The organism is Maritimimonas sp. 2205BS37-2, assembly GCF_056591755.1.
Genome location: NZ_JBWQOI010000001.1, coordinates 207,149 through 232,436, shown reverse-complemented (window position 1 = coordinate 232,436; position 25,288 = coordinate 207,149). Strand labels below are relative to the sequence as shown.

Genomic DNA, 25,288 nt, shown 5'->3' with positions numbered 1-25,288 from the left:
ATTGCATCCTCTATAGACTAATCAATTCAAATTTATGAAGAAAAGACTATTTTTTAAAAAGTTTAGTAGAAAAAATTGCTTGTTCAGACTTCAATTTTATTAAATAAATTGAAGAATTTAGATCAGAAATATCAAAAAAGTAGTTCGCATTATAACCATCCTTAAAAGATTTAACCAATCTTCCTGAAATATCATAAATATCTAATTGATCAACGTTTTTAGTAATTTGAAAACTTCCGCTCGTTGGATTGGGAAATAGTGCTAAACCTTCAACCTCATCAAATTGTAATACTGATAAAGTCACTTGACCACTACCATATATTTTAAATTCTCCCGGAGCCAAATTTATTAAGGCATTCGTATTAGTTACATTGATCGTTGAATTATCATTCAAAATATCATACCAAGTCCCTGTTTGTTGAAACGTTGGATTAATACTTTGGGTTGTAACACCAAAATTACCAATGATGGTAATATATTCTAAGTCATCACTCGCATTATCATTGGTGAGTTGGATCTTTTTCAATCCATTAGTATTAGCAACATCTAAAGTGAAGGTACCTGTTCTAAAAATATCTTCTTGTATTTTAAGCTTAATAAGCTGAGCCCATAGATCATATAAATCTTTTCTATTCGGCTCATTAAAATAATTCCATAGTATGGGTTTGTTGCCTGTTCTACCATTTTGATCAATACTTATATCATATCCTAATTCACCAAATTGCCAGATCATCTTTGGCCCTGGAATCGTAAAATAGAATGCTCCCGCCAATTCTTGTCGGTCTAAAGCTGTAGATTCATTAGTAACATCATAACTTCCATTTGAATTACCAAATGAAAGATTCTTAAACATTAAACGTTCTTCATCATGACTTTCCATATAACTTATATTCGCAGGGACACTCCATCCTCTATTGAGATAAGATATCCATGAAAAATCAGACTTACCACTATCATGGTACCCCATAGCGGCTTCGCTATAATTAAAGTTATGATTTCCCCACATCATAATACCCTTTCCTTCACCTAATCTATAATTAACCCATTCTGTTTCTTCAGAATTGGTTCCTAAATGTTCAAAAATGATATAAAAATTTGGATCAACATCCCATTGGTAATCAGCATACTCCTTAAGTATATCTACTCTATCTTGTTGATATTGATTTGTACATGTTTCAGAGCCGGTACAATTTTGTGTAAATCCTTTAGTAAGGTCCCATCTAAAGCCATCAATTTTATACTCGTTTATCCAATATTGTACTGTGCGTTTTACATAATCTTGAGTAGCCTGCTGGCTATGATCAAAATCATTAAACACACTGTATGAATGCGTTGCTGTAGCATTAAAGAAAGGACTATCATTACTCGCCTGTCCTCCATAACCACCATTAGATGTGTTCCACATCCTAAAATATGGGTGTTGCCCAGTTGCGTGATTATATACAACATCTAAAATAACCGCTATTCCTCTGGCATGACACTCATCAATAAATTGCTTAAAAGCTGTTGGTGTACCATAATATTTGTCTAGAGCCATATGAAATGAAGGGTTATATCCCCATGATTCGTTTCCATCAAACTCATTTACCGGCATCAATTCTATGGCGTTTATACCTAAATCTTGCAAATAATCTAATCGAGCTTTTACGGCATCAAAACTATGTAAAGCATCAAAATCACGAATTAATAATTCGTAAATCACGAGATTGGTTTTTGCCGGAGGTGTAAAATTTGTAACCTGCCAGTTATAAGCAGCATCGCCCGTTCTCAATAACGTAACTGCATGCGACGTGCTTCCTATTGGGAAGGTTGGTAAATTTGGATAGGTAGTAGCATCTATAAAACCATCGTTTGATTCGTCTAAAATTGTTGTAGAATATGGGTCTGCTATACGCAATGTGCCATCAACAAGATATTGATACATATGATCGGTTTGTGGTGTTAAGCCTGTTAATTCTATCCAAAAACGATCTTTAGCACTGTCTTTATTAAGTAAGTAGTTGGTATCATCACGTTGCCAATTATTAAAGTCGCCTATTAAATTTACAAACTCTTTCCCTGGTGCATACAACACTAAGGTAGCTTTGGTATTATCATTTGTATCTAAATTAATTCCATCTAGCATTCCTGCCGGAACAGAAGCCTCGGTAACTGTAGGTGGAGGGTCTACTGTACCCACTTGCTCAATATTATCTTGTGATTTTTTATCACCAGTACCGTCTTTAGCTTTTACCAAAAAGCCTATGCTCCCAATACCGGTTCTGCTATAAAAAGTGGTTGGAGTCATCGTAAAAGAATAAGTCCCATCACCATTATTGGTTAACTTTTGAGATTCGTCTGAATTAGACCATGTACCATTTGTGGGCGAATCCATTGAGTTACTATCGTTAGTATCGAATGACCAGGCCCATAGGTAAATATCTGAAACTCCCCATGCTCCAGGGTTTACATTGGAAACTGTAATTGTAATTTCATCGTCTTCATTAAAAACGGTCGGCGTAACATTGAAAGTTACATTTTGTACCTGTGCAAATGAATAGGCACTTGCGAAAAGAAATATGAGTAAAAGTTTCTTCATATATTAATTTTATGCAATAAAAGGCTGTTTTCAATTAATGAAGAACAGCCTTTTATCATTATATAAGAGAATTTAAATTAATTTATGGTTATTGTAGGCACACTTGCGTTACTAAAATCTAATGTAATATTATAAGTACCAGCAGTAGAAGGAATATTTGCTCCATTTAATTCTAGCGTACCATCATTTCCATCGTCACCATAGTTTATACCCCAATCATTATTGGCTCTAATTTTAAACTCACCATCTAATAAGGTTACACCATTTAATACCCATACATCGTCTGTAGTAGACCAATCTCTGGTAAACTGCGCATCTGGAGTTGCACCCCAATCATTAAAGGCAGATCCAACCAATCCCCAAATATTATCAATAGCTTCTAAAGAATATGTTAGATCATTTAAATTAACAATTACAATATAGTTACCTGCACTTGCAACGATATTTTCACCTCCGGCTTCTAATGTTCCATTGGCACCATCATCACCATAATTAACGGTCCAATCATTATTCATTCTAAATTTCATTTCCCCATCTAATAGCGTCACCACTCCTCTAAAAGTATCAGAATATTGATCGTATTGTAACATGAAATCTGGAGTTGCTCCCCAATCATTATAGGCAGATCCTACAATTCCTAAAGAAAATGCTTCTATAGTAAATGTTAGATTATTTAAATCCATTGTGATCTTATAATCTCCTGCAGTAACGGCAATATTTGCACCTCCATCATCTAGCGTACCATCTGCTCCATCATCGCCAAAATTATTGGTCCAATCGTTGTTCTCTCTAAACTTGATTTCGCCGTCAATTAGTGTTACATATGCAGCAATTACTCCATTTTCTCCTGTTTTAAAGAATGGTAAATCAGGGCCTGCATTTCCCCAATCATTGGCTGCAGATCCTACCACGCCCCACGTAGTTGATAAATCTAATACCGAGGCAAAAGAAGTTGCACTAATAGTAGAAATCGCCGATTCTATGCTCTCATTTTGACTGAGTACAGCTACAACTTTAATAAGAAGATCGCTAGCACTACCTGCTTCGAATTCTAGATTTATTAAAATAGAATTCAGCTCTTCATTCATAAAAGTTTTTTGGGTATCTGTACCTGTAGTAATCGCTATTGCTTCACTAAAATCGCCTCCGGCTTTGTCAAATAAAATTCTATAAGTGGGTGCAGCATCAAAGCCAAAACTTGGTTCTGTCCAAGAAACAGTTAAAACATCTTGACCATTATTATTTTGTTCTAATACTACCGTAGTTGCAGATATATTTATTGCTACATTGGCATTAGAATTTATGGTCAATAGTTCGGTATCATCACAAGATCCCATGAATAAGGATACTAATGATAAAACGAATAATTTATAGTATAAAAATTTAATTCTTTTCATTTTTAAATCTTTTAAGATTAATATCCTGGGTTCTGATTAAGCGATGGATTTGCAATTATATCAGAAGATGGAATAGGAAAAATGTCTCTAAACGCTTCGGTTGTTCTTCCTTCTGCAACTCCACCTTTCCATGGCCATACACCATTAGTTGTGAATTGGTTAAAGCGAATTAGGTCTGTTCTTCTATGACCTTCCCAATGTAATTCTCGTGAACGTTCATCTAAAATAAAATCTAATGTTAAATCAGATGCGTTAATTTCACCACTAGAGTTTCCATACGCTCTTTCCCTTAAATCATTAATATATCCAACTGCAGTACCTATATCTCCACCTGCGCCGCCTCTTAAGACAGCCTCGGCATACATTAAATAAGCATCTGCCAATCTAAACATTGGGAAATCGGCATCACCGAAATCGCCTGATGGGTCAGATCCAGGTTGGCCTGTTGAAGTTAAATTGCTAAACTTCTCAACAAGGTATCCTTGTGAAAAATCAAAAGGATCAGCAATTTCTAATTCTTGTCCGTCTGTATAAAAATTGGATCTATCATCAGTAACCTGACCTAAGGAATAGGTAAGATTTCCTAAATCAAAAGTAACTTTATATGTTCCGGCACTCACAGCAATGTTGGCGCCTCCAGGCTCGGTTGTTCCATCTACTCCATCATCTCCATAGTTATTAGACCAATCGTTATTTTCTCTAAATTTAATTTCACCATCTGCTAAGGTCACAAAAGCTGAAAATTTATCGGTTCCATCTTGATAGAGTGTCATGTCTGGTCCATCCCATCCATTCACGGTAGCACTACCAACTAATCCCCAAGAAGATGCTGCTCCTAGCGCCGCATTTAAAGACGTGGTGTTTATATCAAATTTGTCCACAAAAGTTTCTGTAGTTCTAATACCAAACCATCCGCCATTAATTCCAAAATCAGCTGGATCTTGACTTCCTCCAACCGGGGCATGTAATAAGAATGTTATTCCTCCAAATCCTTGCGTTCTCAAACCATCAAAAGCAATTGGAAAAATTGTTTCATTTTGAGCGCCATTCGAATCATTATCTGCTAAAAATAACTCATCATAGCTATCATGCAGGCTATAACCCGCTGCTATCACTTTATTAATAGCAGTAAGTGCTTCGCTATATTGCTGTTGTCCTGTATATACTTCGGCATTCATATATAACTTAGCCTGTAACATCCATAATGCGGCTTGGTCGGCTCTGGCATATTCATTAGAACGAGGGCTTGCAATTTCAGATTCGATAGCATTCAATTCATCTACCACATAATTATATACAAAATCTCTATCTCTTTGTTCTGGTAGAAAAGCACCTACCGGATCATCTTCTGTAACAAAAGGAACATTACCAAACATATCAATGGCATGCCAATAACTTAAAGCTCTTAAAAAGCGTGCCTCCGCTCTAAATGTTTGAATTTGACTTCTCAAATCTTGAGAAACGCCTCTTGAATCAAGTTTGGCATCAGTGGTCTCTCTTAAAAACTCATTGGTAAGAACTATTTGAAAGTAAATTCTGTCATACATTGCTTTTACAAACTCGTTTGAAGAAGTCCAAACATGATTGTGTAAATCATGAATTGTACCATCTCTCCAAGCTATAATGGCTTCATCTGTAGTTAGTTCTTGGTGTTTCCAATATTGTCTTAAGTAATTAGAAAAACCTTCATCTATACCGGCAATATCTGGATTACCAGCAGGCCCTTGTTGTCCGCTTACAGCAAAACCGGCATAAACTCTCGCCAAAAATCGCTTATAAGAATCTGGGCTATCAAAAACATTTACAGCCGTTTGGTCTACTATTGGTTCGGTATCCAAATCGCTTTCACACGACAAAAATGCCATCGAAAAAGTGATTAACAAACTGTAAACAAATAATTTAAAAAACTTATTCATCATTTTATTTTTTATTACCATCATAAATTAAAAGTTAACATTTAACCCTAGTATCACTGTTCTGGCACGTGGGTAAAAGTTGTTATCGATACCTCCAAAAATTTCAGGATCCAAGCCCTCATAATCGGTTATTGTGAATACATTTTGAACTGTCGCAAATAATCTTAATCTACTACCATCTTTCTTAAAAATATTTTCAAAGTTGTATCCAGCGCTTATATTGTCCATCTTCAAAAATGATGCTTCTTGTATATAATAGTCACTAAATAATTGCTGAGACTGGAAATTTGTATCTAAAAATGAGGCATGTACATTAGATAATGCATTTACACCAATTAAAGATGCTTGGTTACCTGTAGCAGACGCTACATTATTATAAGCATAATTACCTACGCTTCCTCTAAGCGTAAAATTTAAATCAAAAGCTTTGTATTGTAAGCTAGAAGTAAAGCCTAAAGTATAATCAGCATTAGGTGTTTTATAACGATATTTATCACTATCATTAATGATTCCGTCATTGTTTCTGTCTTCATATACTCCTTCTAATGGATTTCCATTTGCATCATATACTTGTCGAAAAACATAAAACTGATTTTGTGGATAACCTACAGAGTTTATTTGAATGTTATTACCTACACCACCCGAAATACCTCCAACTTGCACTCCTTGAAAACTTGGATCATCATTTAAAGTAAGCTTTGTGATTTCATCATCAAAAAATGAAATATTAAAGCTAGCATCCCATGTTAAATCTTCGGTCTGCACAGGAATTGCATTTAAAGTAAACTCGAGACCTTTATTTTCAACACTACCAATGTTAGTAGTAATGAAATTTGACAAATTAGTACCTGCAGGAACTGAAATAAGCTGTAATACGTCATCAACTTCTCTAAAATATGCATCGATTGAACCTGAGATTCTATTATCTAAAAATCCGAAATCTAAACCAATATTATAAGATGTTGATTCTTCCCATTTAATATTTTCATCATACTCTTCTGGTCTAATTGTTGTTACAAATTCGCTTCCAAATTGGTAGGTTACTCTACCATCTCCATCTGTATACAGAGGTATATATGGATATGCCGGTCCTATTTCTTGCTGCCCGGTAAGTCCGTAACCAACTCTAAGTTTTAGATTAGAAAGTACTTTAGAATCTTTTAAGAATTCCTCTTGAGATATATTCCAAGCTGCAGCCGCAGAATAAAAATTACCCCAACGATTTTCTGGTGAGAAACGAGATGAACCATCTCTTCTTGCACTTAATGTTAAGTTATACTTGTCATTATGTGTAAAATTTGCCCTTGCAAAATATGATAATAATACTACATCATTTGGTCTAGTAGCAAACCCTACACTAGTAACCCCTGTACCTAACACCTCATTAAACCTTTTTGATTTAAAAAAGTTTTGATAAGAGTAACCTACTGTTAAGTCTACTTTACTATTTATACTTTCTATATCTTTTACATAGTTTAAGTAGATATCTGCAAGTTTACTTCTGTTTACAGTTTTCTCAAATCTATTCTTTCCTTGATTAACAAAATCTTGTGCCGCTTCTGGAGGGGTTATAATCGTTTGGTCTACTTCATTGAAATTAAATCCAATGTTTGCAGTTGCTTTTAAACCCTCTAAAAATGGGAGTTTATAGTCAAATTTAATACTCCCTAGAACTCTATCGGTATTAGCCGTATTACGCTGTAGATCAATTAAACCAACAGGATTTCTTGGTGCAACAGTATTAATCCCTCCACCAGCATTGGTCCATTCGAAATAACCACCGAACGGGCTTGTCGTATCAAAAATAGGTTTGGTTGGATCAAATGATACTGCCGAGCCTATTGCTCCTTGATTGCTAAAATTATCATGTAATTGAGCGCCTCTAATGTTTGCTTCAATTCTTAGATTATCTTTAAATAGATTGTGCACATATTTAACAGACATTGATGTTCTTTGCACATAACTATTCTTTAATGTACCTTTTTGGTCTAAATGTCCAAATAATACACGTATTGATGAATTTTTAAATCCTTTCGATAATGTAAAATTACTGTCATGACCAAAAGCTGATTCATAGATTTCATCTTGCCAATAGGTATTATCATCACCCAATAAAGCTATTGCATTTGGTGTATTCGTATTATTTACCGCGGTGATAAATTGCGAACGCGACAATACATCAACTTCTTCTGATACTTCTCCAACTGAAAGTTTCGTATCGAATGAAATTCTGTAATCCGTTTCTCTTCTACCCGATTTTGTGGTAATTAAAATTACACCAGCCGTAGCTCTTGAACCATAAATCGCCGCAGAAGAAGCATCCTTTAATACGGTAAAACTTTCGATATCATTTGGGTTTATGTAATTAAGACCACTATCTTGCTGATCTAATGGAAATCCGTCAACCACAATTAAAGGTTGTGTAGATCCTCCTCCATTAGAAATAGACGAAGTTCCACCTCTAATTTTTATAGTTCCTCCTTGTCCTGGCGCACCACTACTTGGCGTAACTTGTACACCGGCGGTTTTACCTGCAATAAGTTGCTCTGGAGAAACGATGGCCCCTTTATTGAAATCTTCAGGTTTTACATTTTCTAAAGAACCAGTAGCATCTCGTTTAGTGGTACTACCATAACCGATAACTACTACTTCATCCAGGCTCTCGGCCGATTCTTCAAGTAGAACATTAAGGTCATCAAAAGAAGCAACTGTTACTTCTAAGGTATTATAACCTATATATGTAAAAACCAAAACATCTCCAATGTTCACATTATTGAGCTGAAATAATCCGTCAAAGTCAGTTGAAGTACCATTGGAAGTTCCTTTTATAACAACATTAACACCCGGTAATTCGGTACTCGTTGCTTTATCTGTTACTTTTCCTTTTAAGGTTTGCTGGGCAAAAGCCATAAAGGGAAGAAGCATTACAATACTTAAAAAAGCATTCTTAAGTTTCATCATAAATTTTAATTGAATTAGTCTAATTTTTAAGCTTTAAAACTTATCTAAATTTCACATTTCACTCGGTGAAGTTACATGCTTAACATTAAATTAACAACTCTGTACCCCCCATTTTTGCTACGAAAACGGTTTCGTGTTAAAAAGTTTTTTTTATTTTCGCATTAAAGCCTTGCAAAAAAAGTTAAAACCAAATATTTAACGAACACTTTTTGTTAATTTTATAATATGCGATCTAAAATCACACTAAAAGATATAGCCAGAGAGCTAGACGTGGCGGTTTCTACTGTTTCTAAAGCACTACATGATAGTCATGAAATTAGCGAAGAAACCAAAGAAAAAATTAGAGCTTATGCAGCTTATTATAAATACAGACCCAATAGCCTTGCGTTAAAACTAAGAAATCAAAAAACTTCTGTTATTGGGGTAGTAATTCCAGAGATTGTTCACCACTTTTTTTCAAAGGTTATTAGTGGTATTGAAGATATTGCAAATAAAAGAGGGTATACAACCATGATTTGCCTTTCTAATGAATCTTACGATAAAGAACTTTTGAATATACAAATGCTCGCTAATGGAAGTGTAGATGGTGTTATTATATCTATATCAAAAGAGACTTTAAACAAAAATGATTACGATCATTTAAATGAATTGATTGAAGATGATGTTCCGCTTCTCCTATTTGACCGGGTTAACGAATCAATAAAGTGTGATAAAGTAATTGTTGATGACATTGGCGGTGGCTTTAAAGCAACTAAACATCTTATAGAAATTGGATGTAAGAAGATTGCTCTATTAACCTCTTTAGATACACTTAACGTGAGCTCAGATAGAAAGCTAGGCTATTTTAGAGCTTTGCAAGAAAACAATATTGCTGTAGATGAAGACCTCATTATTTCAATTAATGATGAAGAAGATTATTATCAGCAAATTGAAAAACTAATCCTTTCAGAAAATCGACCAGACGGGATTTTTGCGGTTAATGAAATCTTCGCAGCAATTGCTATGAAAATTGCGCAAAAGAATAATTTATCAATTCCAAATGATATAGCAGTTATCGGTTTTACCGACGGATTGATCTCAGAATTTTCTACGCCCTCTCTTACTACGGTTGCCCAACATGGCTTTACTATGGGGCAACAATCTGCCGAGTTATTGATTAATAGAATTGAAAATAAAAATGCAGGTGAAATCTATCAAACCGAAGTAATATCAACCAATTTAAAGATTAGAAATTCTACTAATAAAAATACTTAATCGTTGGGTTTTAAATAAAATTTATATATTTACACCGCTAAATTCATACAATTTAGCTCTTATTTATTTCACACTTCACACATAAGCAAGGTAGATTTATGCCTTGTATTTATCTAATCATTTAAGTTTTTTTCCAATGAAAAAACAGAAATTAAGTTTCTGGCAAATCTGGAATATGAGTTTCGGATTTCTAGGGATTCAAATGGGTTTTGCATTACAGAATGCAAACGTGAGTAGAATTTTTCAAACCTTAGGTGCCGAAATAGAAGACATTCCCATATTATGGGTAGCTGCTCCCTTAACAGGATTAATAATTCAACCTATTATAGGTTATTTTAGTGATCGAACCTGGCATCCTAAACTTGGTAGGCGTAGACCATATTTTCTAATTGGTGCTATACTGGCATCTTTAGCATTATTTGTTATGCCCAATTCACCTTATTTGTGGTTTGCTGCCGGTATGTTATGGATTATGGATGCATCTATAAATGTTTCTATGGAACCTTTTAGAGCGTTCGTAGGAGATAATTTACCTAATAGCCAATTAACAAAAGGCTTTGCTATGCAAAGTTTCTTTATAGGTGTAGGCGCGTATGTTGCATCTAGGCTTCCTGAATTTATGACGTATTTAGGAATCTCTAATACAGCTCCCGAAGGTGTTATTCCAGACTCTGTTAAATACTCATTTTATGTCGGAGGTATTGCTTTTCTTATTGCAGTTCTATGGACCGTACTAAAATCAAAGGAATACAGTCCAGAAGAAATGAAAGCCTTTGAAGAAGCCTCCGAAGATAAAAACTTTGTTAAAGAAGAAAAGACACAAGACTGGTATCTAAAAACTGGAACAGCGCATCTTAGTAAAGGAATCGGGTTAACACTCATCGGTTTATTAGCAACATTTGCCGTACATCATTTTGACCTTAAAAAAGATTTATTCGTACTTACTCTTGGCCTTATAACCCTTGGTGGTTTAGCACTCATAATTTCTGGAGTACTTCAAAAAAATAATAAAATACAAAATGGCTTTGTAACCATTGTTAATGATTTTCAATCTATGCCTAAAGTAATGAAGCAATTAGCTTGGGTACAGTTCTTTTCTTGGTTTGCATTATTTTCTATGTGGATTTATACTACTGGCGCAGTAACAGAACATATTTATGGTACCACCGATACTACTTCAGAAAGCTATAATATTGGAGCAAATCAAGTTGGTGCTATGTTCGCCAACTATAATCTGGTAGCTGCCATAGTAGCATTTTTGTTACCAATTGTTGCAAAAAAAACAAGTAGAAAATTCACCCATTTTCTTGCTTTAGTTGCTGGTGGTCTAGGTTTAATGTCTATTTACTTTATTAACGCGCCAAGCACATTTACTATTGAATGGCTACCAATGATAGGTGTTGGTATTGCCTGGGCAAGTATATTATCCATTCCATACGCTATGCTTTCGGGTGCATTACCAGCAAATAAAATGGGATATTACATGGGGGTATTTAATTTCTTTATTGTAATACCTCAACTAGTGGCCGCATCTATATTAGGATTTTTAGTTTCTAGATTTTTTAACAATCAACCCATTTACGCACTGATTATTGGCGGAGTTTCTATGATTCTAGCTGGTATACTTTCATTAACCGTAAGTGATAAAACAGTACAAGAAATTAATGAATAAAAAAGGATTCATATTCGATCTAGATGGTGTAATAGTTGATACTGCCAAGTATCACTTTTTAGCTTGGAAAAAATTGGCTAATAGCATAGGTATCGATTTTACCCAAGTTCAAAATGAACAATTAAAGGGCGTTAGTCGAGAAGAATCGCTAAAGAAAATTCTAAGCTGGGGCCAAAAGTCAATTTCCGAACAGCAATTTATGGCATTGATGGGTAAAAAAAATGATGATTACTTATCATACATTGACAAAATGAATGAGAGCGAAGTCTTACCAGACATCCCTGAAACGTTGAACTATCTTATTGCTAATCAGCAGCCCATAGCATTAGGATCAGCTAGTAAAAATGCGCGAAAAATATTGCAAAAAGTAAATCTTTTCAATCACTTTAATGTAATTGTAGATGGTAATGATGTTAGCAAAGCCAAACCAGATCCAGAAGTTTTTTTAATTGCTGCCAAAAAACTTGATATGCTTCCCAAAAACTGTATTGTCTTCGAAGACTCTCTAGCAGGTATAGAAGCAGCAAATAAAGCCCAAATGATAAGTATTGGTATTGGCGATAACAATATATTAAATAAAGCAGATTTTGTTTTCAAAAATTTTACTGAAATCTCAAGTGAATTTATAGAAACATTAATCAAAAAGAATAACGATAACTAAAATATTAAGATTTAGATGTTTTAAAAACATCATGATTTGACATCTAATTTCTAACATTTAAATAAAATGAATCAGGATTATATCATACCAAATGAATGGAGTATTGTAGAAGAAGGATTTGATGCTCAGAAAATAAAATCATCAGAAAGTTTATTTAGTATTGGTAATGGAGCCATGGGGCAACGTGCCAACTTTGAAGAAACATACTCTGGAGACACTTTTCAAGGCAGCTATATTGCAGGTGTCTATTACCCCGACAAAACGAAAGTTGGTTGGTGGAAGAACGGATATCCGGAGTATTTTGCAAAAGTATTAAACGCCCCGAACTGGATAGGCATTGATATAAAAATTGAAGAAGAGCTTCTTGATCTCAATACATGCAAAGAAGTGAAAAACTTCAGAAGAGAGCTGAACATGAGGGAAGGATGGCTTTCAAGAAGTTTCTCAGCTATTTTACAGAATAATATTGAAGTAAAAGTAACGGTGAAACGTTTTTTGAGTTTAGATATTGATGAAGTTGGAGCAATTTCATACGCAATTACGCCCCTTAATAAAACAGCTAACATTACAATTACACCATATTTAGACAGTGGTATCACCAATGAAGATTCTAATTGGGATGATCAATTTTGGGAAACCACTAGTATCTCTCATGAAGGTACACAAGCATTTATAGAATCGCATACATTAAAAACTAATTTTCATGTGTGTACGCATATGGAAACTCTCTTATATATAAATGATGAACAAATTGAGTTAAGTCCTCGATTAGAAAAGACATCTACAAAAATTGCGAGTTCTTTTACATCGAATATCAAACAGAATGAAACATTCAAGATTCATAAATTTGGAGGTTATACGGTTGATAGAAATCATAATAAAATTGACCTCAAAGAAGCCGCAAAAAAAGCATTATCTAAAGCAACAAACCTTGGATTTACCGATCTTCTAAAACTTCAGAAGCAATCTTGGCAGCAAATATGGGACATGGCTGATATTACCATAAATGGTGATGTTAAAGCACAACAGGGAATTCGATTTAATATCTTTCAACTTAATCAAACATATTTAGGTACAGATCCGCAATTAAATATTGGTCCAAAAGGCTTTACCGGAGAAAAATATGGCGGTAGTACCTATTGGGATACTGAAGCTTATTGTATACCATTTTATATGACTACCAAAGATCAAAAAGTGGCAAGAAATTTACTTGAGTATCGTTATGCCCATCTAGAAAAAGCAATAGAAAATGCAAAGAACATCGGCTTAAAAGATGGGGCTGCCCTCTACCCTATGGTAACTATGAATGGAGAAGAATGCCATAATGAATGGGAAATTACATTTGAAGAAATACATAGAAACGGCGCTATCGCTTTTGCTATTTACAACTACGTACGTTATACCGGAGATTTTAGCTATGTTTCTGAAAAGGGACTGGAAGTGTTAATCGGAATAGCAAGATTTTGGCATCAACGTGCTACATTTTCAACAAATAAAAATCAATATGTCATTTTAGGTGTTACCGGACCTAATGAATATGAAAATAATGTCAATAATAACTGGTATACTAATTATTTAGCTAAATGGTGTATTGAATATGCCATTGAATGTTTGAATAAAGTAAAGCATGAACTTCCTGAAGATTTTAAAAGAATTATCAATAAAGTAAATCTCAAAGGGGAAGAAAGCTATGATTGGATGAAAGTAGCAGACGAAATGTATTTACCTTTTTCGGAGGATCATCAAGTATATTTACAACAAGACGGATTTTTAGATAAAGAATTAGTTCCTGTTAATAATCTCGAAACTTCGCATCGACCAATTAATCAAAAATGGAGTTGGGATCGCATCTTGCGTTCACCATACATTAAACAGGCAGATGTACTACAAGGTTTTTACTTTTTTGAAGATCACTTTTCTGTAGAAGAGCTTGAGCGCCATTTTGATTTCTATGAGCCATTTACAGTACATGAAAGCTCACTTTCTCCTTGTGTTCATAGCATTCAAGCTGCAAAACTTGGTAGAATGCACCAGGCCTATGAGTTTTATCTACGTACCTCTCGCCTAGACCTTGATGATTACAATAAAGAAGTACATGAAGGCCTGCATATTACTTCTATGGCTGGTACTTGGATGAGTATTGTAGAAGGTTTTGGCGGAATGCGCATTAAAAACAACACTTTAAGTTTTGAACCTCAAATTCCGCAACAATGGAAAGCATACTCTTTTAAAGTCAATTTTAGAGGGCAAATTCTAAAAATTAGTGTATGTCACGAAGACACAAAATTTGAACTTGAAGGTGATCTAGACCTAGACATTATTGTTAATAATAAAACAATAAATGTATCACCCAATAACTTGGTAACAATTTAAAAAATAAACGTCATGAAGAAACTAATTATAATAGTAACATGTATTAGCTTCTTCTTTTCCTGCAAGCAAGACAAGAAGGATAATTTATCAATAAGCGAAGCCAATAAAACAATTTCCAATCAATCTTTATTAAGGGTTGAGCCTCCAAATTGGTGGGTGGGAATGAAAAATTCGAAGCTTCAACTTTTAGTAAATCATAAGAACATTGGTAGCTATCAACCTAGTATATCATATACAGGAGTCACAATAGACAAAATATCTAAAGCAACAGAAAGCAACAACTATCTTTTTATAGATATATCAATTTCTGAACTTGCAAATGCCGGAAAATTTGATATTGTTTTTAAAAATGAGCAAGGTGAAACAAAAGCACATACTTATGAGTTGAAAAAAAGGCTTAAGAATGGTGATGATCACAAAGGTTTTAATAACACCGATGCTATCTATTTAATTACACCAGATCGTTTTGCCAATGGAAACACAACGAATGATATTGTAGATGGACTTAAAGAAACAGTAATCGATAGATCTCATGATTACAAACGCCATGGCGGAGATATAAAAGGAATTATTGATCATCTTGACTATATCAAAGAAATGGGATTTACTCAAATTTGGTCAAGCCCTTTATTAATAAACGATATGCCTCAGGGCTCTTATCATGGATATGCCATAACCGATTATTATCAGGTTGACCCTCGATTTGGAACTTTAGAGACGTATAAAGAACTAGCTTCAAAAGCCAATGAAAAAGGGATTGGTATTATTATGGACCAAGTAGCAAATCATTGTGGGTTGGGGCATTGGTGGATTCAAGACCTTCCTTTTGATGACTGGCTGAATTATCAAGAACATTACGAAAACAATAAGGACAATTGGAACTGGAAAACAGTGATTCATTCAAATCACAGACGAACCAGTAATCAAGATTTATATGCATCTCAAGTTGATAAACAAGATAATGCAGATGGTTGGTTTGTTGACGCTATGCCCGATCTTAATCAGCGAAATCCATTTATGGCATCATATATCATTCAAAATAGTATTTGGTGGATTGAAACTCTTGGTCTAAGTGGTATTCGTCAAGATACATATCCTTATCCTGACAAAAAATTTATGAGTGAATGGGCAGGCGCTATTATGAATGAATATCCAAATTTTAATATTGTTGGTGAAGAATGGAGCTACAATCCATTATTAATAGGATATTGGCAAAAAGGTAATAACAATAAAGATGGTTACAATTCAAATCTAAAATCTACCATGGATTTCGCTATGCAGCGTAAAATTGTTGAAGCGCTAAACGATGAGGAATCCTGGGATAAAGGTCTTGTAAAGATCTATGAAGGTTTAGCTAACGATTTTGCATATGCCTCACCCAAGAATATCATGATTTTTCCAGACAACCATGATATGAGTCGTATTTTCACCCAACTAAAAGGTGATATTAAAAATACCAAAATGGCGTTGAGCTATCTGCTAGTTCTTCCGCGGATTCCGCAAATTTACTATGGTACTGAAATCCTTATGGACGATTTTGAAAAACCTGGCGATCATGGTTTAATTAGAACCGATTTTCCAGGTGGATGGCAAGGTGATGCGGTAAATGCATTTACTGAAGAAGGGCTCACAATTGATCAAAAAGAAATGAAATTATTTCTTAAAAAATTACTCAATTATAGAAAGAATAGCAAGGCTATTCACGAAGGAAAAACAACTCATTTTGCACCTTTTATGGGCACCTATTTTCTATATCGCGTGCATGGTGATGAAACCTTAGTTCACATAATTAATAAGAATAAAGAACCCATAGAAATCGATTTAAAACGTCATGCTGAGATGGATTTAAAAGGTAAAACCTTAAAAAACATAATTACTGGAGAAACCATCACTTGGGGAGACGGTATTCAATTAAATGAAAGAGGAAGTTTATTACTTACCACTAAACTATAAATAAATGAAAAGAATTTTTCTTCTTTTATTGAGCTTATTTTTCACAGCTTCAACAATTGGCCAGGTAACTTTTGTTGTGAACGAATTGCCAGAGAATCATGACTATAATAATTCATTGTTTATTTCTGGTGATTTTGAAGGGTGGTCTGGTGGAAAAGAAGCTTATAAATTAAAGAAGCAGGACACCTTATATACGATTACACTATCCAAAAATATAGATACTTTTTTATACAAGTTTACCTTAGGAAATTGGCAAACTGTTGAACGCGATCAAGAAGGAGCCCAAATAGATAATCGCACCTACAAGTTCACTAAGGAAAATGATACCGTTTTTATTAAAATTTCTAGCTGGGACGAAAATAGTGCTGGTAAAAAATCTACAGCTGTTAAAAATGTAACTGTAATTTCAGATTCGTTTGAAATACCTCAATTAAATACCAAACGTCGTATATGGATTTATCTGCCGCCCAATTATAATGATTCAGAAGAAAAGTACCCCGTTTTATATATGCATGATGGCCAAAATATATTTGACAAATCGTCGTCTTATTCTGGTGAATGGCAAGTAGATGAAACATTAAATAAACTTTATAAGTTAAATAATTTTAAAGCCATTGTTGTTGGTATTGATAATGGTGGTGAAAAAAGACTTAATGAGTATTCTCCTTGGGTGAATAGAAAATATGGAGGAGGTCAAGGTGATGCTTATCTCGATTTTTTGGTTAATACACTTAAACCTTACATCAACAAACATTATAGAACTTTAACCAATAGAGAAAACACCGGAATTATGGGGAGCTCAATGGGTGGATTAATTTCTCATTATGCTGCGTTAAAATATCCTGAAGAGTTTGGAAAAATCGGAGTATTTTCTCCAGCTTTTTGGTTTGCACCTCAGATCAATGAATTTTCTAAAGCTCATGGAAATCTTAAGAATACTCAGATATATTTTTTAGCTGGTGGCAAAGAAGGAAGCAATGTTGCCTTTAATGAAATAAATCAGACTGTGAAAGACATGAACAGTATGGTTACCATTTTAAAGAAGCAAGGTTTCACTAGAGAAAATATACTGTCTAAAGTGGTTCCTGATGGAAAGCATAACGAAGAACTCTGGAAAACAAGCTTTGAAGAAGCAATGCTGTGGCTTTTCCCAAAAGCCAAGAATCCTGTAAGAACTTTTATTAATGCTTCTCAAGAATCGGAAAGTAAATATAAAGTCGAAGTAAGCGATGGTGTTTATTGGATTCAATTTTATACTGATAAGATTGTAGAAACCACTTTTATACCTACTAATGAAGAATTTAAAAAAGAATCACATGCCGTTGTTCTAAATCCTGAAAAGGTTGCAACAATTCCTGTTCTTACGAAGAATAATTATGTTATTACTTCAGGAGGCATTTCCGTTGACATACAACAGCAGCCTTTTAAAATAACCTACTTACATCACAATAAAGAAATCATTTCTGAAAGAAATGGCTATAGAAAAATAGATGGTTTAGAAACGCTTCAATTTAACCTTACTGAAGATGAAATACTTTATGGTGGAGGCGCAAGAGCCTTAGGTATGAATCGTAGAGGTAATAGGCTTCAACTCTATAACAAGGCTCATTATGGATATGAAGAACGTAGTAAACTAATGAACTATACAATGCCTTTAGTACTTTCATCAAAACAGTACATGATTCATTTTGATAACGCTCCAATTGGCTATCTCGATTTAGACAGTGAAGCTACCAATACACTTACATATGAAACTATTTCGGGTAGAAAAACTTATCAAATCGCTATAGGAGATTCATGGTTAGATCTGATCGATAACTATACCGATCTAACCGGTAAACAACCAATGCCACCACGATGGGCTTTTGGTAATTTCTCAAGTAGATTTGGATACCATTCACAAGCTGAGACTGAGGCAACAGTTAAAGCATTTAAAAATGAAAAGATTCCGTTAGACGCTGTTATTATTGATATTTATTGGTTCGGTAAAGATATTAAAGGGCATATGGGCAATCTTGAATGGCTTAAAGACTCTTTCCCTGAGCCACAAAAAATGATCAAAAATTTTAAGTCAAAAAATGTAAATACCATCTTAGTTACTGAACCTTTTATTTTATCTACTTCTAAAAGATGGAATGAAGCCGTTGAAGCCGGTGTATTGGCAAAAGATTCTATTGGAAAACCTGCTCAGTATGAATTTTATTTTGGAAATACTGGTATCATAGATGTTTATAAACCTAAAGCCAAGCAATGGTTTTGGAATATTTATAAAGAATTAGCCGACCAAGGTGTGGCAGGTATTTGGGGAGATTTAGGGGAGCCAGAGGTGCATCCAGATTGGGTTCAACACGCTACCGGTTCGTCTAATGAAGTGCATAATACCTTTGGACATGATTGGGCACAATTGGTGTATAATGGCTATAAGAGAGATTTCCCAAAAACAAGGCCATTCATCCTTATGCGTGCAGGAGCTACTGGTTCTCAACGCTTCGGGTTAATTCCATGGTCTGGAGATGTAAATAGAAGCTGGGGAGGTTTGCACAGTCAACCAGAAATTGCATTACAAATGGGAATGCAAGGTTTATCATATATGCATTCTGACCTAGGTGGTTTTGCGGGTAATAATTTAGATAATGAATTGTACACACGTTGGTTACAATATGGTGTTTTTCAACCCATATATAGACCTCATGCTCAAGAAGAAGTTCCTCCAGAACCCGTTTTTAGAGAAGCTAAAACAAAAGCACTAGCTAAAGAGGCCATTGAATTGCGTTATAAATTTTTACCATATAACTATACGTTAGCATTCAATAACCACACTACAGGTGCTCCATTAATGAGACCGCTTTTTTTTGAAGAACCTAATGATACTTTATTATTAAATTATTCTAAAGCATACCTCTGGGGCAATGATATTCTTGTTTCCCCAATAATGGAGGCTGGCATAAAACAACAAGAAATTTACTTTCCAAAAAGGAGTCTTTGGTTTGATTTCCATACCAAGGAAAAAATTGAAGGAGGACAAACACGAACTATAAAATTAAAAGAAAATTATATTCCTACATATGTTAGAGCCGGGGCATTTATTCCAACTGCCATGCCTATGCAAAGCACTAGTGAATATACCGGATCTAAAATAGAATTGAATTATTACCATGATACTTCTATCAAAGAAAGTGAAGGCCAGCTTTACAACGATGACGGAAAAACTACAAATGCCTTTAAAAATGGTCACTATGAACTATTAAGGTTTAAGTCCAAACTTGAAAAAAAATGGTTACAACTTAAATTAAACGCTGAAACAGGTAATCACTATAAGGCAAATTCAAAGCAGTTAAATATTAGTATTCATAACATAGATTGGAAACCAAAGCGGGTTAAAGTAAACGGAAAAAAAACACAAATAATTTGGAATGAAAAAAGCAAAACTTTAGTCATTCCTGTAATCTGGAATACCTCAAAAGAACTTGAAATAAATATAAAACGTAAATATTAAAATCATGAGAAACATAATGGCATTTTTTGTTATCATTCTATTGATAGCTTCCTGTAAAAGTGAAAAAAAAGAAGAAAAAGCATCAAACGATACTGTAGTTGAAAACATTGCCCCAGTATCAAGCGATATGATGGAGAATGCAGTAATCTATGAAGCAAACATCCGTCAATATTCAAAAGAAGGTACCTTTAATGAATTCACCAAAGACATTCCTGAGCTTAAAAAACTTGGCGTAAAAATAATCTGGCTCATGCCAATTCATCCAATAAGCATGAAAAATAGAAAAGCCAAAGGTGATCTAATGGTTCATGATATTAAAGATGATGAAGAACGTAAAAAGTATTTAGGTAGTTATTATTCTGTAGCAGATTATAAAGGTATAAATTCTGAATTTGGTACTGCCGACGATTTTAAAAAGCTAGTTAAAACAGCACATGATAATGGTATGTACGTCATTTTAGATTGGGTTGCAAATCATACTGGCTGGGATCACTCATGGATTGAAAAACATCCAGAGTTTTATACTAAAAATGAGAAAGGAGAAATAACCGATCCTGTAGACCCAAGAACAGGAGCATCTTGGGGCTGGACAGATGTTGCCGATCTTAATTATGATAATAAAGAGCTTTGGCAGGAAATGACAAACGATATGAATTATTGGTTAACCGACTTTGATATAGATGGTTTTAGGTGTGATGTAGCCGGTGAGGTGCCTACTCCTTTCTGGGAATTTGCTACGAAACAACTTCAAGCTACTAAACCAATATTTATGCTTGCCGAATCTGAATCAAAAACCTTATTCCATAATGCCTTTGATATGGGATATAATTGGGAAGGACACCATATTATGAATGAAATGGCAAAAGGCCATAAAAGTGCTAAAGATTGGAATGCTTACATGCAAAAAATTGATACAGCTTACCAAAACGATGATTTCTTAATGAACTTTGTTACAAACCATGATGAAAACTCATGGAATGGTACTGTTACTGAGCGCATGGGAGAAAGTGGTGAAGCAATGCTTGCATTCAGCTATATGCTTCCTGGGATGCCTCTTATATATTCAGGTCAAGAATATGATATGAATCATCGATTAAAATTCTTTGAAAAAGATGAAATTCCAAAAACTAAGGGTAAAGTGTGGCCAATTCTTGAAAAATTAGGAAAACTTAAAAACACTTCTTCTGCCTTACATGGTGGTAAAAATAGAGCTGATTACAAGTCAATTGCTACAGGGAATGATAACATCATGGCTTTTACAAGAAGCAAAGATGGTAGTTCAATAACATTTATTGCTAATTTTTCTAAAGAGCCTTTAGAAATTGATAATGTTATTAAAGGAGAGTTTTTAGATTATATGACAAATTCAAAAACCGAACTGAATCAAGACAAATTAAGTTTACAGCCGTGGGAATATAAAATTTTGATTCATTGATATAGCTTCAATAAAATGAAAAGTGCGTTGAACTGAATTCATTTCTGCGAACTTATTCAAATAGCCTTAATTCCCTGATAAAGTTTTTATCAGGGAATTTTTAATTAAATTGACCTCAAAATTTAATGAATGGCAAAATATAGCGTCAGCAACCTTAATAAATTCTTACTCTTTAAATTACCCTCTGCATATTTTTCTGGAGTACGGGTGAAATCAATTTCTGATAATGAAGCTACGGCTACTGTAAAACATCGTTGGATCAATCAAAACCCATTCCGATCTCTTTACTGGGCAACCCAAGGCATGGCTTCAGAACTTACAACGGGTATTTTAGTAATGAAAAAAATACGTGAAAGCGGACAAAAAATATCAATGTTAGTACGTGAGCAAAAAGGAGAATTTACTAAAAAAGCAACAGGAAGAATTAATTTTATCTGTAAAGACGGTTATTTAATTGAAGAAGCCATTCAAAAATCAATTGAAACCGGAGAAGGTCAAACAATAACACTTACCTCAGAAGGCTTCGATGAGCAAGGGGAATCCGTTTCGCTATGGGAATTTACCTGGGGGATTAAGGTGAAGACAAAATAGGGCATTAAGTTGAAAAAACAAATTCACATATTAAATGGCGATGCGCTTAAAAATCAATTCCCAAAAAATATTGAAGGGCAGGTCATTGTGGCTAGAGAATGCCTGGTTGATGGAACAGTTGAAGGAAGAACACTTGATGAACTTTTTAACAATAGAGCTGAGTACTTAAGCAGAACCTATGGCGGAACTACAAGAGACTATTATCAAAAAGTGGTTCCTGAATTTCATAAAATTTTAAATATTGAAGCCGATTCTGAAGTTAATTTATGGTTTGAAGATGATCTATTTTGTCAGGTAAATTTTTGGTTTATCACTAACCTATTGTATAAAAACGCTACGAACAGTAGGCTATTTTTAGTTAGACCAGAAACTCATTCTCAGTTTGGTTTTGGAGCATTAAACCAATTACAACTTGAATCAAGATATAAGAACAAACTTGTTTTGGGAAATGCACATAAGATATCTGGTTTGTGGGAGCTATATAAAAATAATAATACTGATGAATTAGTCAATATTGCTTCAACGCTAAGGAAAGAATATCCTTTTATATATAGAGCGGTAGAAGCTCATATTGATCGAATTCCGAGTAATGGAAATCTTGGAAGACCAACTGAATCTTTAAAAAAGATCATGAAGGAATTAAAAACCAGAAAATTCCCTGTCATATTTAGAGAATTTAATAAAAGAGAAAATATTTATGGTTTTGGAGACTTGCAGGTTAAAAAATTATACGATGAAATAATAGACAACTACTAGTATATCTAGCAGCTTTCTATTTTAAAAAAATAATAATGTCTGAAATAATAGACCTAAGTCAAGATATTTACGAAGGTATGCCCGTTTATAAAGATTTACCTCAAGTAAAAATGTCTGTACATAATACGCATGAAGAATGGGACGGTATAAAAAAACCAATCACCAGAACACCTGCTGTTTACAAATTAGAAATGGGCGAACATACAGGAACTCATGTTGACGCCATCAATCATATGGCCGCACAATATAAAGGTCAGTCTATTGACACAATGCCCTTATCAATGTTTTACACCGAGGCAATTTGTTTGGATTTCTCTCATAAAGGCTTAAGAGAGTTAATTGAACCTCAAGAAATTGAAGAGGCTTGTAAAAAAGAAAATCTTACCATAGTTAAAGGAACTACCGTGTTGTTTCATACTAATCATTATAGAAAGCATTTCAATACAGAAAACTGGTCAAAAGGGCCAGGCCTGTCCATCGCTTCCGCCAAGTATTTAGCAGAAAAAAACATTGTTGCCTTTGGAGTAGAGACTATGTCGCCCGGGGTATCCGGAATTTCAAACAAAGAAGTACATCACATCTGTGGAGCGTTCGGGTTTACGCATTACGAAAACCTCATTAATCTTGATAAATTAATCGGAAGAGGCACATTTAGATTCATTGGTTTGCCATTAAAAATACGAGGTGGAACTGGCTCTCCTGTAAGAGCAATTGCCGTTTTTGAATAAGTAAATAGGTTGTATGTTGTAACAAAATTTAATTTTTGACAACTTATAATTACATTAATCAAAAAACAACTACTATGATCATTTCAACAACCGAAACTATTCCTAATAGAGAAATTAAAGAGATTTTAGGTATTGCCCGTGGTAGTACCGTACGTGCACGTAATATCGGCCGTGATTTTTTCGCCGGACTTAAAAATATTGTAGGAGGAGAAATTGAAGAATACACCAAGTTACAAGCGCATGCCAGAGAACAAGCCATGCAACGCATGATTAGCGATGCCCAGCGTATGGGCGCTGATGCCATTGTGAATGTTCGCTTAACAACTGCTATGGTGATGCAAGGAGCTGCTGAAATCTTAGCCTATGGTACGGCTGTTAAACTTTAAGATTATGGAAGCATTTGCAATTGGGCTACAAATTCTTATCTGGGTTTTTATCGGTATAGCCATTATCTATCTTATTATTCGACGTATGAATATTAGCCAGACAGAAGATTTCGAGAAAAGAGATAATTAAATTTATCTTACAAGAAAAAAAACTAGCGAAGTTATTAGAGAAAGATGACAACATATTCTTATGGTCATTTCTCTAGTTATTTAGCTCTAACGTAGTAATAATTATAAATTACTACCTGCCAAGATTTTTATAACTTTAAAGAACAGAATAAAAATAAATTATAAACCAAACAAAATGACAGCACACGAAATAGATTTCACTATCTACGGTGAAGAAATGCAATATGTAGAAATAGAATTAGATCCACAAGAGGCCGTAGTTGCCGAAGCCGGAAGTTTTATGATGATGGATAACGGTATTAAAATGAATACCATTTTTGGCGACGGATCGGGGCAAACACAAAGCGTTTTAGGGAAGATTTTCTCAGCAGGGAAACGAATCTTAACCGGCGAAAGTCTCTTTATGACTTCTTTCTTGAATATAGAACAAGGTAAAAAGAAAGTATCATTTGCTTCTCCGTATCCGGGAAAAATTATTCCGCTTGACTTGTCTAAATATGGCCAAAAATTCATTTGTCAAAAAGATGCCTTTTTATGTGCAGCTAAAGGTGTTTCCATTGGTATTGAATTTTCTAAAAGATTAGGTAGAGGACTTTTTGGTGGCGAAGGGTTTATTATGCAAAAGCTTGAAGGTGACGGAATGGCTTTTTTACATGTTGGAGGTACCGTTGCAAAAAAAGAATTACAAGCAGGAGAAGTACTTAAAGTAGACACTGGATGTATTGTTGGCTTTGATCATACCGTAGATTATGATATAGAATTCGTTGGCGGAATTAAAAACACCGTATTTGGTGGTGAAGGATTATTTTTCGCTACCCTTCGCGGACCTGGTACTGTATATGTTCAATCACTACCTTTTAGTAGATTAGCTGGACGCGTTATTGCCTCTGCGCCACAAACAGGTAATAAAAGTAAAGGTGAAGGAAGTATATTAGGCGGTTTAGGCGATATACTTGATGGAGATAATCGATTTTAATGTAATTGTCTACTTGAACGAAGTGA

Annotated in this window: 16 protein-coding genes; 12 read left to right on the top strand and 4 right to left on the bottom strand. The window is 34.4% G+C overall.

Annotated elements, in window-relative coordinates:
- Positions 1-46: 46 nt before the first annotated feature.
- The 4 genes from AC1EUU_RS00990 to AC1EUU_RS00975 all read right to left on the bottom strand — a co-directional run bounded on the left by AC1EUU_RS00990 (position 47) and on the right by AC1EUU_RS00975 (position 8,852).
- On the bottom strand, positions 47-2,578 hold the full coding sequence (locus AC1EUU_RS00990) for an alpha-amylase family glycosyl hydrolase (protein WP_480199507.1): 2,532 nt from the start codon (positions 2,576-2,578) through the stop codon (positions 47-49).
- 77 nt (positions 2,579-2,655) lie between these two features.
- Positions 2,656-3,975 carry a SusE domain-containing protein gene (locus AC1EUU_RS00985; RefSeq protein ID WP_480199506.1) on the bottom strand — a complete coding sequence of 440 codons (1,320 nt, stop codon included), beginning with the start codon at positions 3,973-3,975 and terminating at the stop codon, positions 2,656-2,658.
- A gap of 17 nt (positions 3,976-3,992) precedes the next feature.
- Complete coding sequence (locus AC1EUU_RS00980) at positions 3,993-5,840, bottom strand: RagB/SusD family nutrient uptake outer membrane protein (protein ID WP_480199505.1); 1,848 nt, start codon at positions 5,838-5,840, stop codon at positions 3,993-3,995.
- Positions 5,841-5,918: 78 nt separating this feature from the next.
- Positions 5,919-8,852: a SusC/RagA family TonB-linked outer membrane protein gene (locus AC1EUU_RS00975; protein ID WP_480199504.1), complete on the bottom strand. Its 2,934-nt coding sequence runs from the start codon at positions 8,850-8,852 to the stop codon at positions 5,919-5,921.
- A gap of 225 nt (positions 8,853-9,077) precedes the next feature.
- Here AC1EUU_RS00975 and AC1EUU_RS00970 point away from each other — a divergent pair, with 225 nt between their 5' ends.
- The 12 genes from AC1EUU_RS00970 (at position 9,078) to AC1EUU_RS00915 (ending at position 25,262) form a co-directional block, all read left to right on the top strand.
- The gene (locus AC1EUU_RS00970; protein WP_480199503.1) at positions 9,078-10,106 is read left to right on the top strand and encodes a LacI family DNA-binding transcriptional regulator; all 1,029 of its coding nucleotides are present in this window, start codon (positions 9,078-9,080) and stop codon (positions 10,104-10,106) included.
- 136 nt (positions 10,107-10,242) lie between these two features.
- Positions 10,243-11,778 carry an MFS transporter gene (locus AC1EUU_RS00965; protein ID WP_480199502.1) on the top strand — a complete coding sequence of 512 codons (1,536 nt, stop codon included), beginning with the start codon at positions 10,243-10,245 and terminating at the stop codon, positions 11,776-11,778.
- Positions 11,771-12,439, top strand: a complete 669-nt coding sequence (pgmB, locus tag AC1EUU_RS00960) for a beta-phosphoglucomutase (protein ID WP_480199501.1) — start codon at positions 11,771-11,773, stop codon at positions 12,437-12,439. The genes AC1EUU_RS00965 and pgmB overlap by 8 nt, the downstream gene beginning before the upstream one ends.
- Before the next feature lie 66 nt (positions 12,440-12,505).
- The gene (locus AC1EUU_RS00955; RefSeq protein ID WP_480199500.1) at positions 12,506-14,812 is read left to right on the top strand and encodes a glycoside hydrolase family 65 protein; all 2,307 of its coding nucleotides are present in this window, start codon (positions 12,506-12,508) and stop codon (positions 14,810-14,812) included.
- 12 nt (positions 14,813-14,824) lie between these two features.
- Positions 14,825-16,765: a glycoside hydrolase family 13 protein gene (locus tag AC1EUU_RS00950; protein WP_480199499.1), complete on the top strand. Its 1,941-nt coding sequence runs from the start codon at positions 14,825-14,827 to the stop codon at positions 16,763-16,765.
- A 4-nt stretch (positions 16,766-16,769) separates the two neighbouring features.
- Positions 16,770-20,261 carry a TIM-barrel domain-containing protein gene (locus tag AC1EUU_RS00945; RefSeq protein WP_480199498.1) on the top strand — a complete coding sequence of 1,164 codons (3,492 nt, stop codon included), beginning with the start codon at positions 16,770-16,772 and terminating at the stop codon, positions 20,259-20,261.
- Between the two features lie 4 nt (positions 20,262-20,265).
- Positions 20,266-21,696, top strand: coding sequence for an alpha-amylase family glycosyl hydrolase (locus tag AC1EUU_RS00940; protein WP_480199497.1), 1,431 nt, complete (start codon positions 20,266-20,268; stop codon positions 21,694-21,696).
- Positions 21,697-21,825: 129 nt separating this feature from the next.
- Positions 21,826-22,287: a DUF4442 domain-containing protein gene (locus AC1EUU_RS00935; RefSeq protein WP_480199496.1), complete on the top strand. Its 462-nt coding sequence runs from the start codon at positions 21,826-21,828 to the stop codon at positions 22,285-22,287.
- Between the two features lie 9 nt (positions 22,288-22,296).
- A complete protein-coding gene (locus AC1EUU_RS00930) occupies positions 22,297-23,043 on the top strand; it encodes a DUF1835 domain-containing protein (RefSeq protein WP_480199495.1) in 747 nt (248 codons plus the stop codon).
- Between the two features lie 35 nt (positions 23,044-23,078).
- Positions 23,079-23,771, top strand: a complete 693-nt coding sequence (locus AC1EUU_RS00925; RefSeq protein ID WP_480199494.1) for a cyclase family protein — start codon at positions 23,079-23,081, stop codon at positions 23,769-23,771.
- A 74-nt stretch (positions 23,772-23,845) separates the two neighbouring features.
- Positions 23,846-24,157, top strand: a complete 312-nt coding sequence (locus AC1EUU_RS00920) for a YbjQ family protein (protein ID WP_480199493.1) — start codon at positions 23,846-23,848, stop codon at positions 24,155-24,157.
- A 304-nt stretch (positions 24,158-24,461) separates the two neighbouring features.
- On the top strand, positions 24,462-25,262 hold the full coding sequence (locus tag AC1EUU_RS00915; protein WP_480199492.1) for a TIGR00266 family protein: 801 nt from the start codon (positions 24,462-24,464) through the stop codon (positions 25,260-25,262).
- The last annotated feature ends 26 nt before the right edge of the window (positions 25,263-25,288 follow it).

Excerpts from the sequence above, each read along its gene's own strand:
- AC1EUU_RS00955 (WP_480199500.1), top strand. The coding sequence starts at position 12,506 with ATGAATCAGGATTATATCATACCAAATGAATGGAGTATTGTAGAAGAA.
- AC1EUU_RS00945 (WP_480199498.1), top strand. The coding sequence starts at position 16,770 with ATGAAAAGAATTTTTCTTCTTTTATTGAGCTTATTTTTCACAGCTTCA.
- AC1EUU_RS00975 (WP_480199504.1), bottom strand. The coding sequence starts at position 8,852 with ATGATGAAACTTAAGAATGCTTTTTTAAGTATTGTAATGCTTCTTCCC.
- AC1EUU_RS00990 (WP_480199507.1), bottom strand. The coding sequence starts at position 2,578 with ATGAAGAAACTTTTACTCATATTTCTTTTCGCAAGTGCCTATTCATTT.
- AC1EUU_RS00915 (WP_480199492.1), top strand. The coding sequence starts at position 24,462 with ATGACAGCACACGAAATAGATTTCACTATCTACGGTGAAGAAATGCAA.
- AC1EUU_RS00925 (WP_480199494.1), top strand. The coding sequence starts at position 23,079 with ATGTCTGAAATAATAGACCTAAGTCAAGATATTTACGAAGGTATGCCC.
- AC1EUU_RS00980 (WP_480199505.1), bottom strand. The coding sequence starts at position 5,840 with ATGGCATTTTTGTCGTGTGAAAGCGATTTGGATACCGAACCAATAGTA.
- AC1EUU_RS00970 (WP_480199503.1), top strand. The coding sequence starts at position 9,078 with ATGCGATCTAAAATCACACTAAAAGATATAGCCAGAGAGCTAGACGTG.
- AC1EUU_RS00985 (WP_480199506.1), bottom strand. The coding sequence starts at position 3,975 with ATGAAAAGAATTAAATTTTTATACTATAAATTATTCGTTTTATCATTA.
- AC1EUU_RS00940 (WP_480199497.1), top strand. The coding sequence starts at position 20,266 with ATGAGAAACATAATGGCATTTTTTGTTATCATTCTATTGATAGCTTCC.
- AC1EUU_RS00950 (WP_480199499.1), top strand. The coding sequence starts at position 14,825 with ATGAAGAAACTAATTATAATAGTAACATGTATTAGCTTCTTCTTTTCC.
- AC1EUU_RS00920 (WP_480199493.1), top strand. The coding sequence starts at position 23,846 with ATGATCATTTCAACAACCGAAACTATTCCTAATAGAGAAATTAAAGAG.
- pgmB (WP_480199501.1), top strand. The coding sequence starts at position 11,771 with ATGAATAAAAAAGGATTCATATTCGATCTAGATGGTGTAATAGTTGAT.
- AC1EUU_RS00935 (WP_480199496.1), top strand. The coding sequence starts at position 21,826 with ATGGCAAAATATAGCGTCAGCAACCTTAATAAATTCTTACTCTTTAAA.
- AC1EUU_RS00965 (WP_480199502.1), top strand. The coding sequence starts at position 10,243 with ATGAAAAAACAGAAATTAAGTTTCTGGCAAATCTGGAATATGAGTTTC.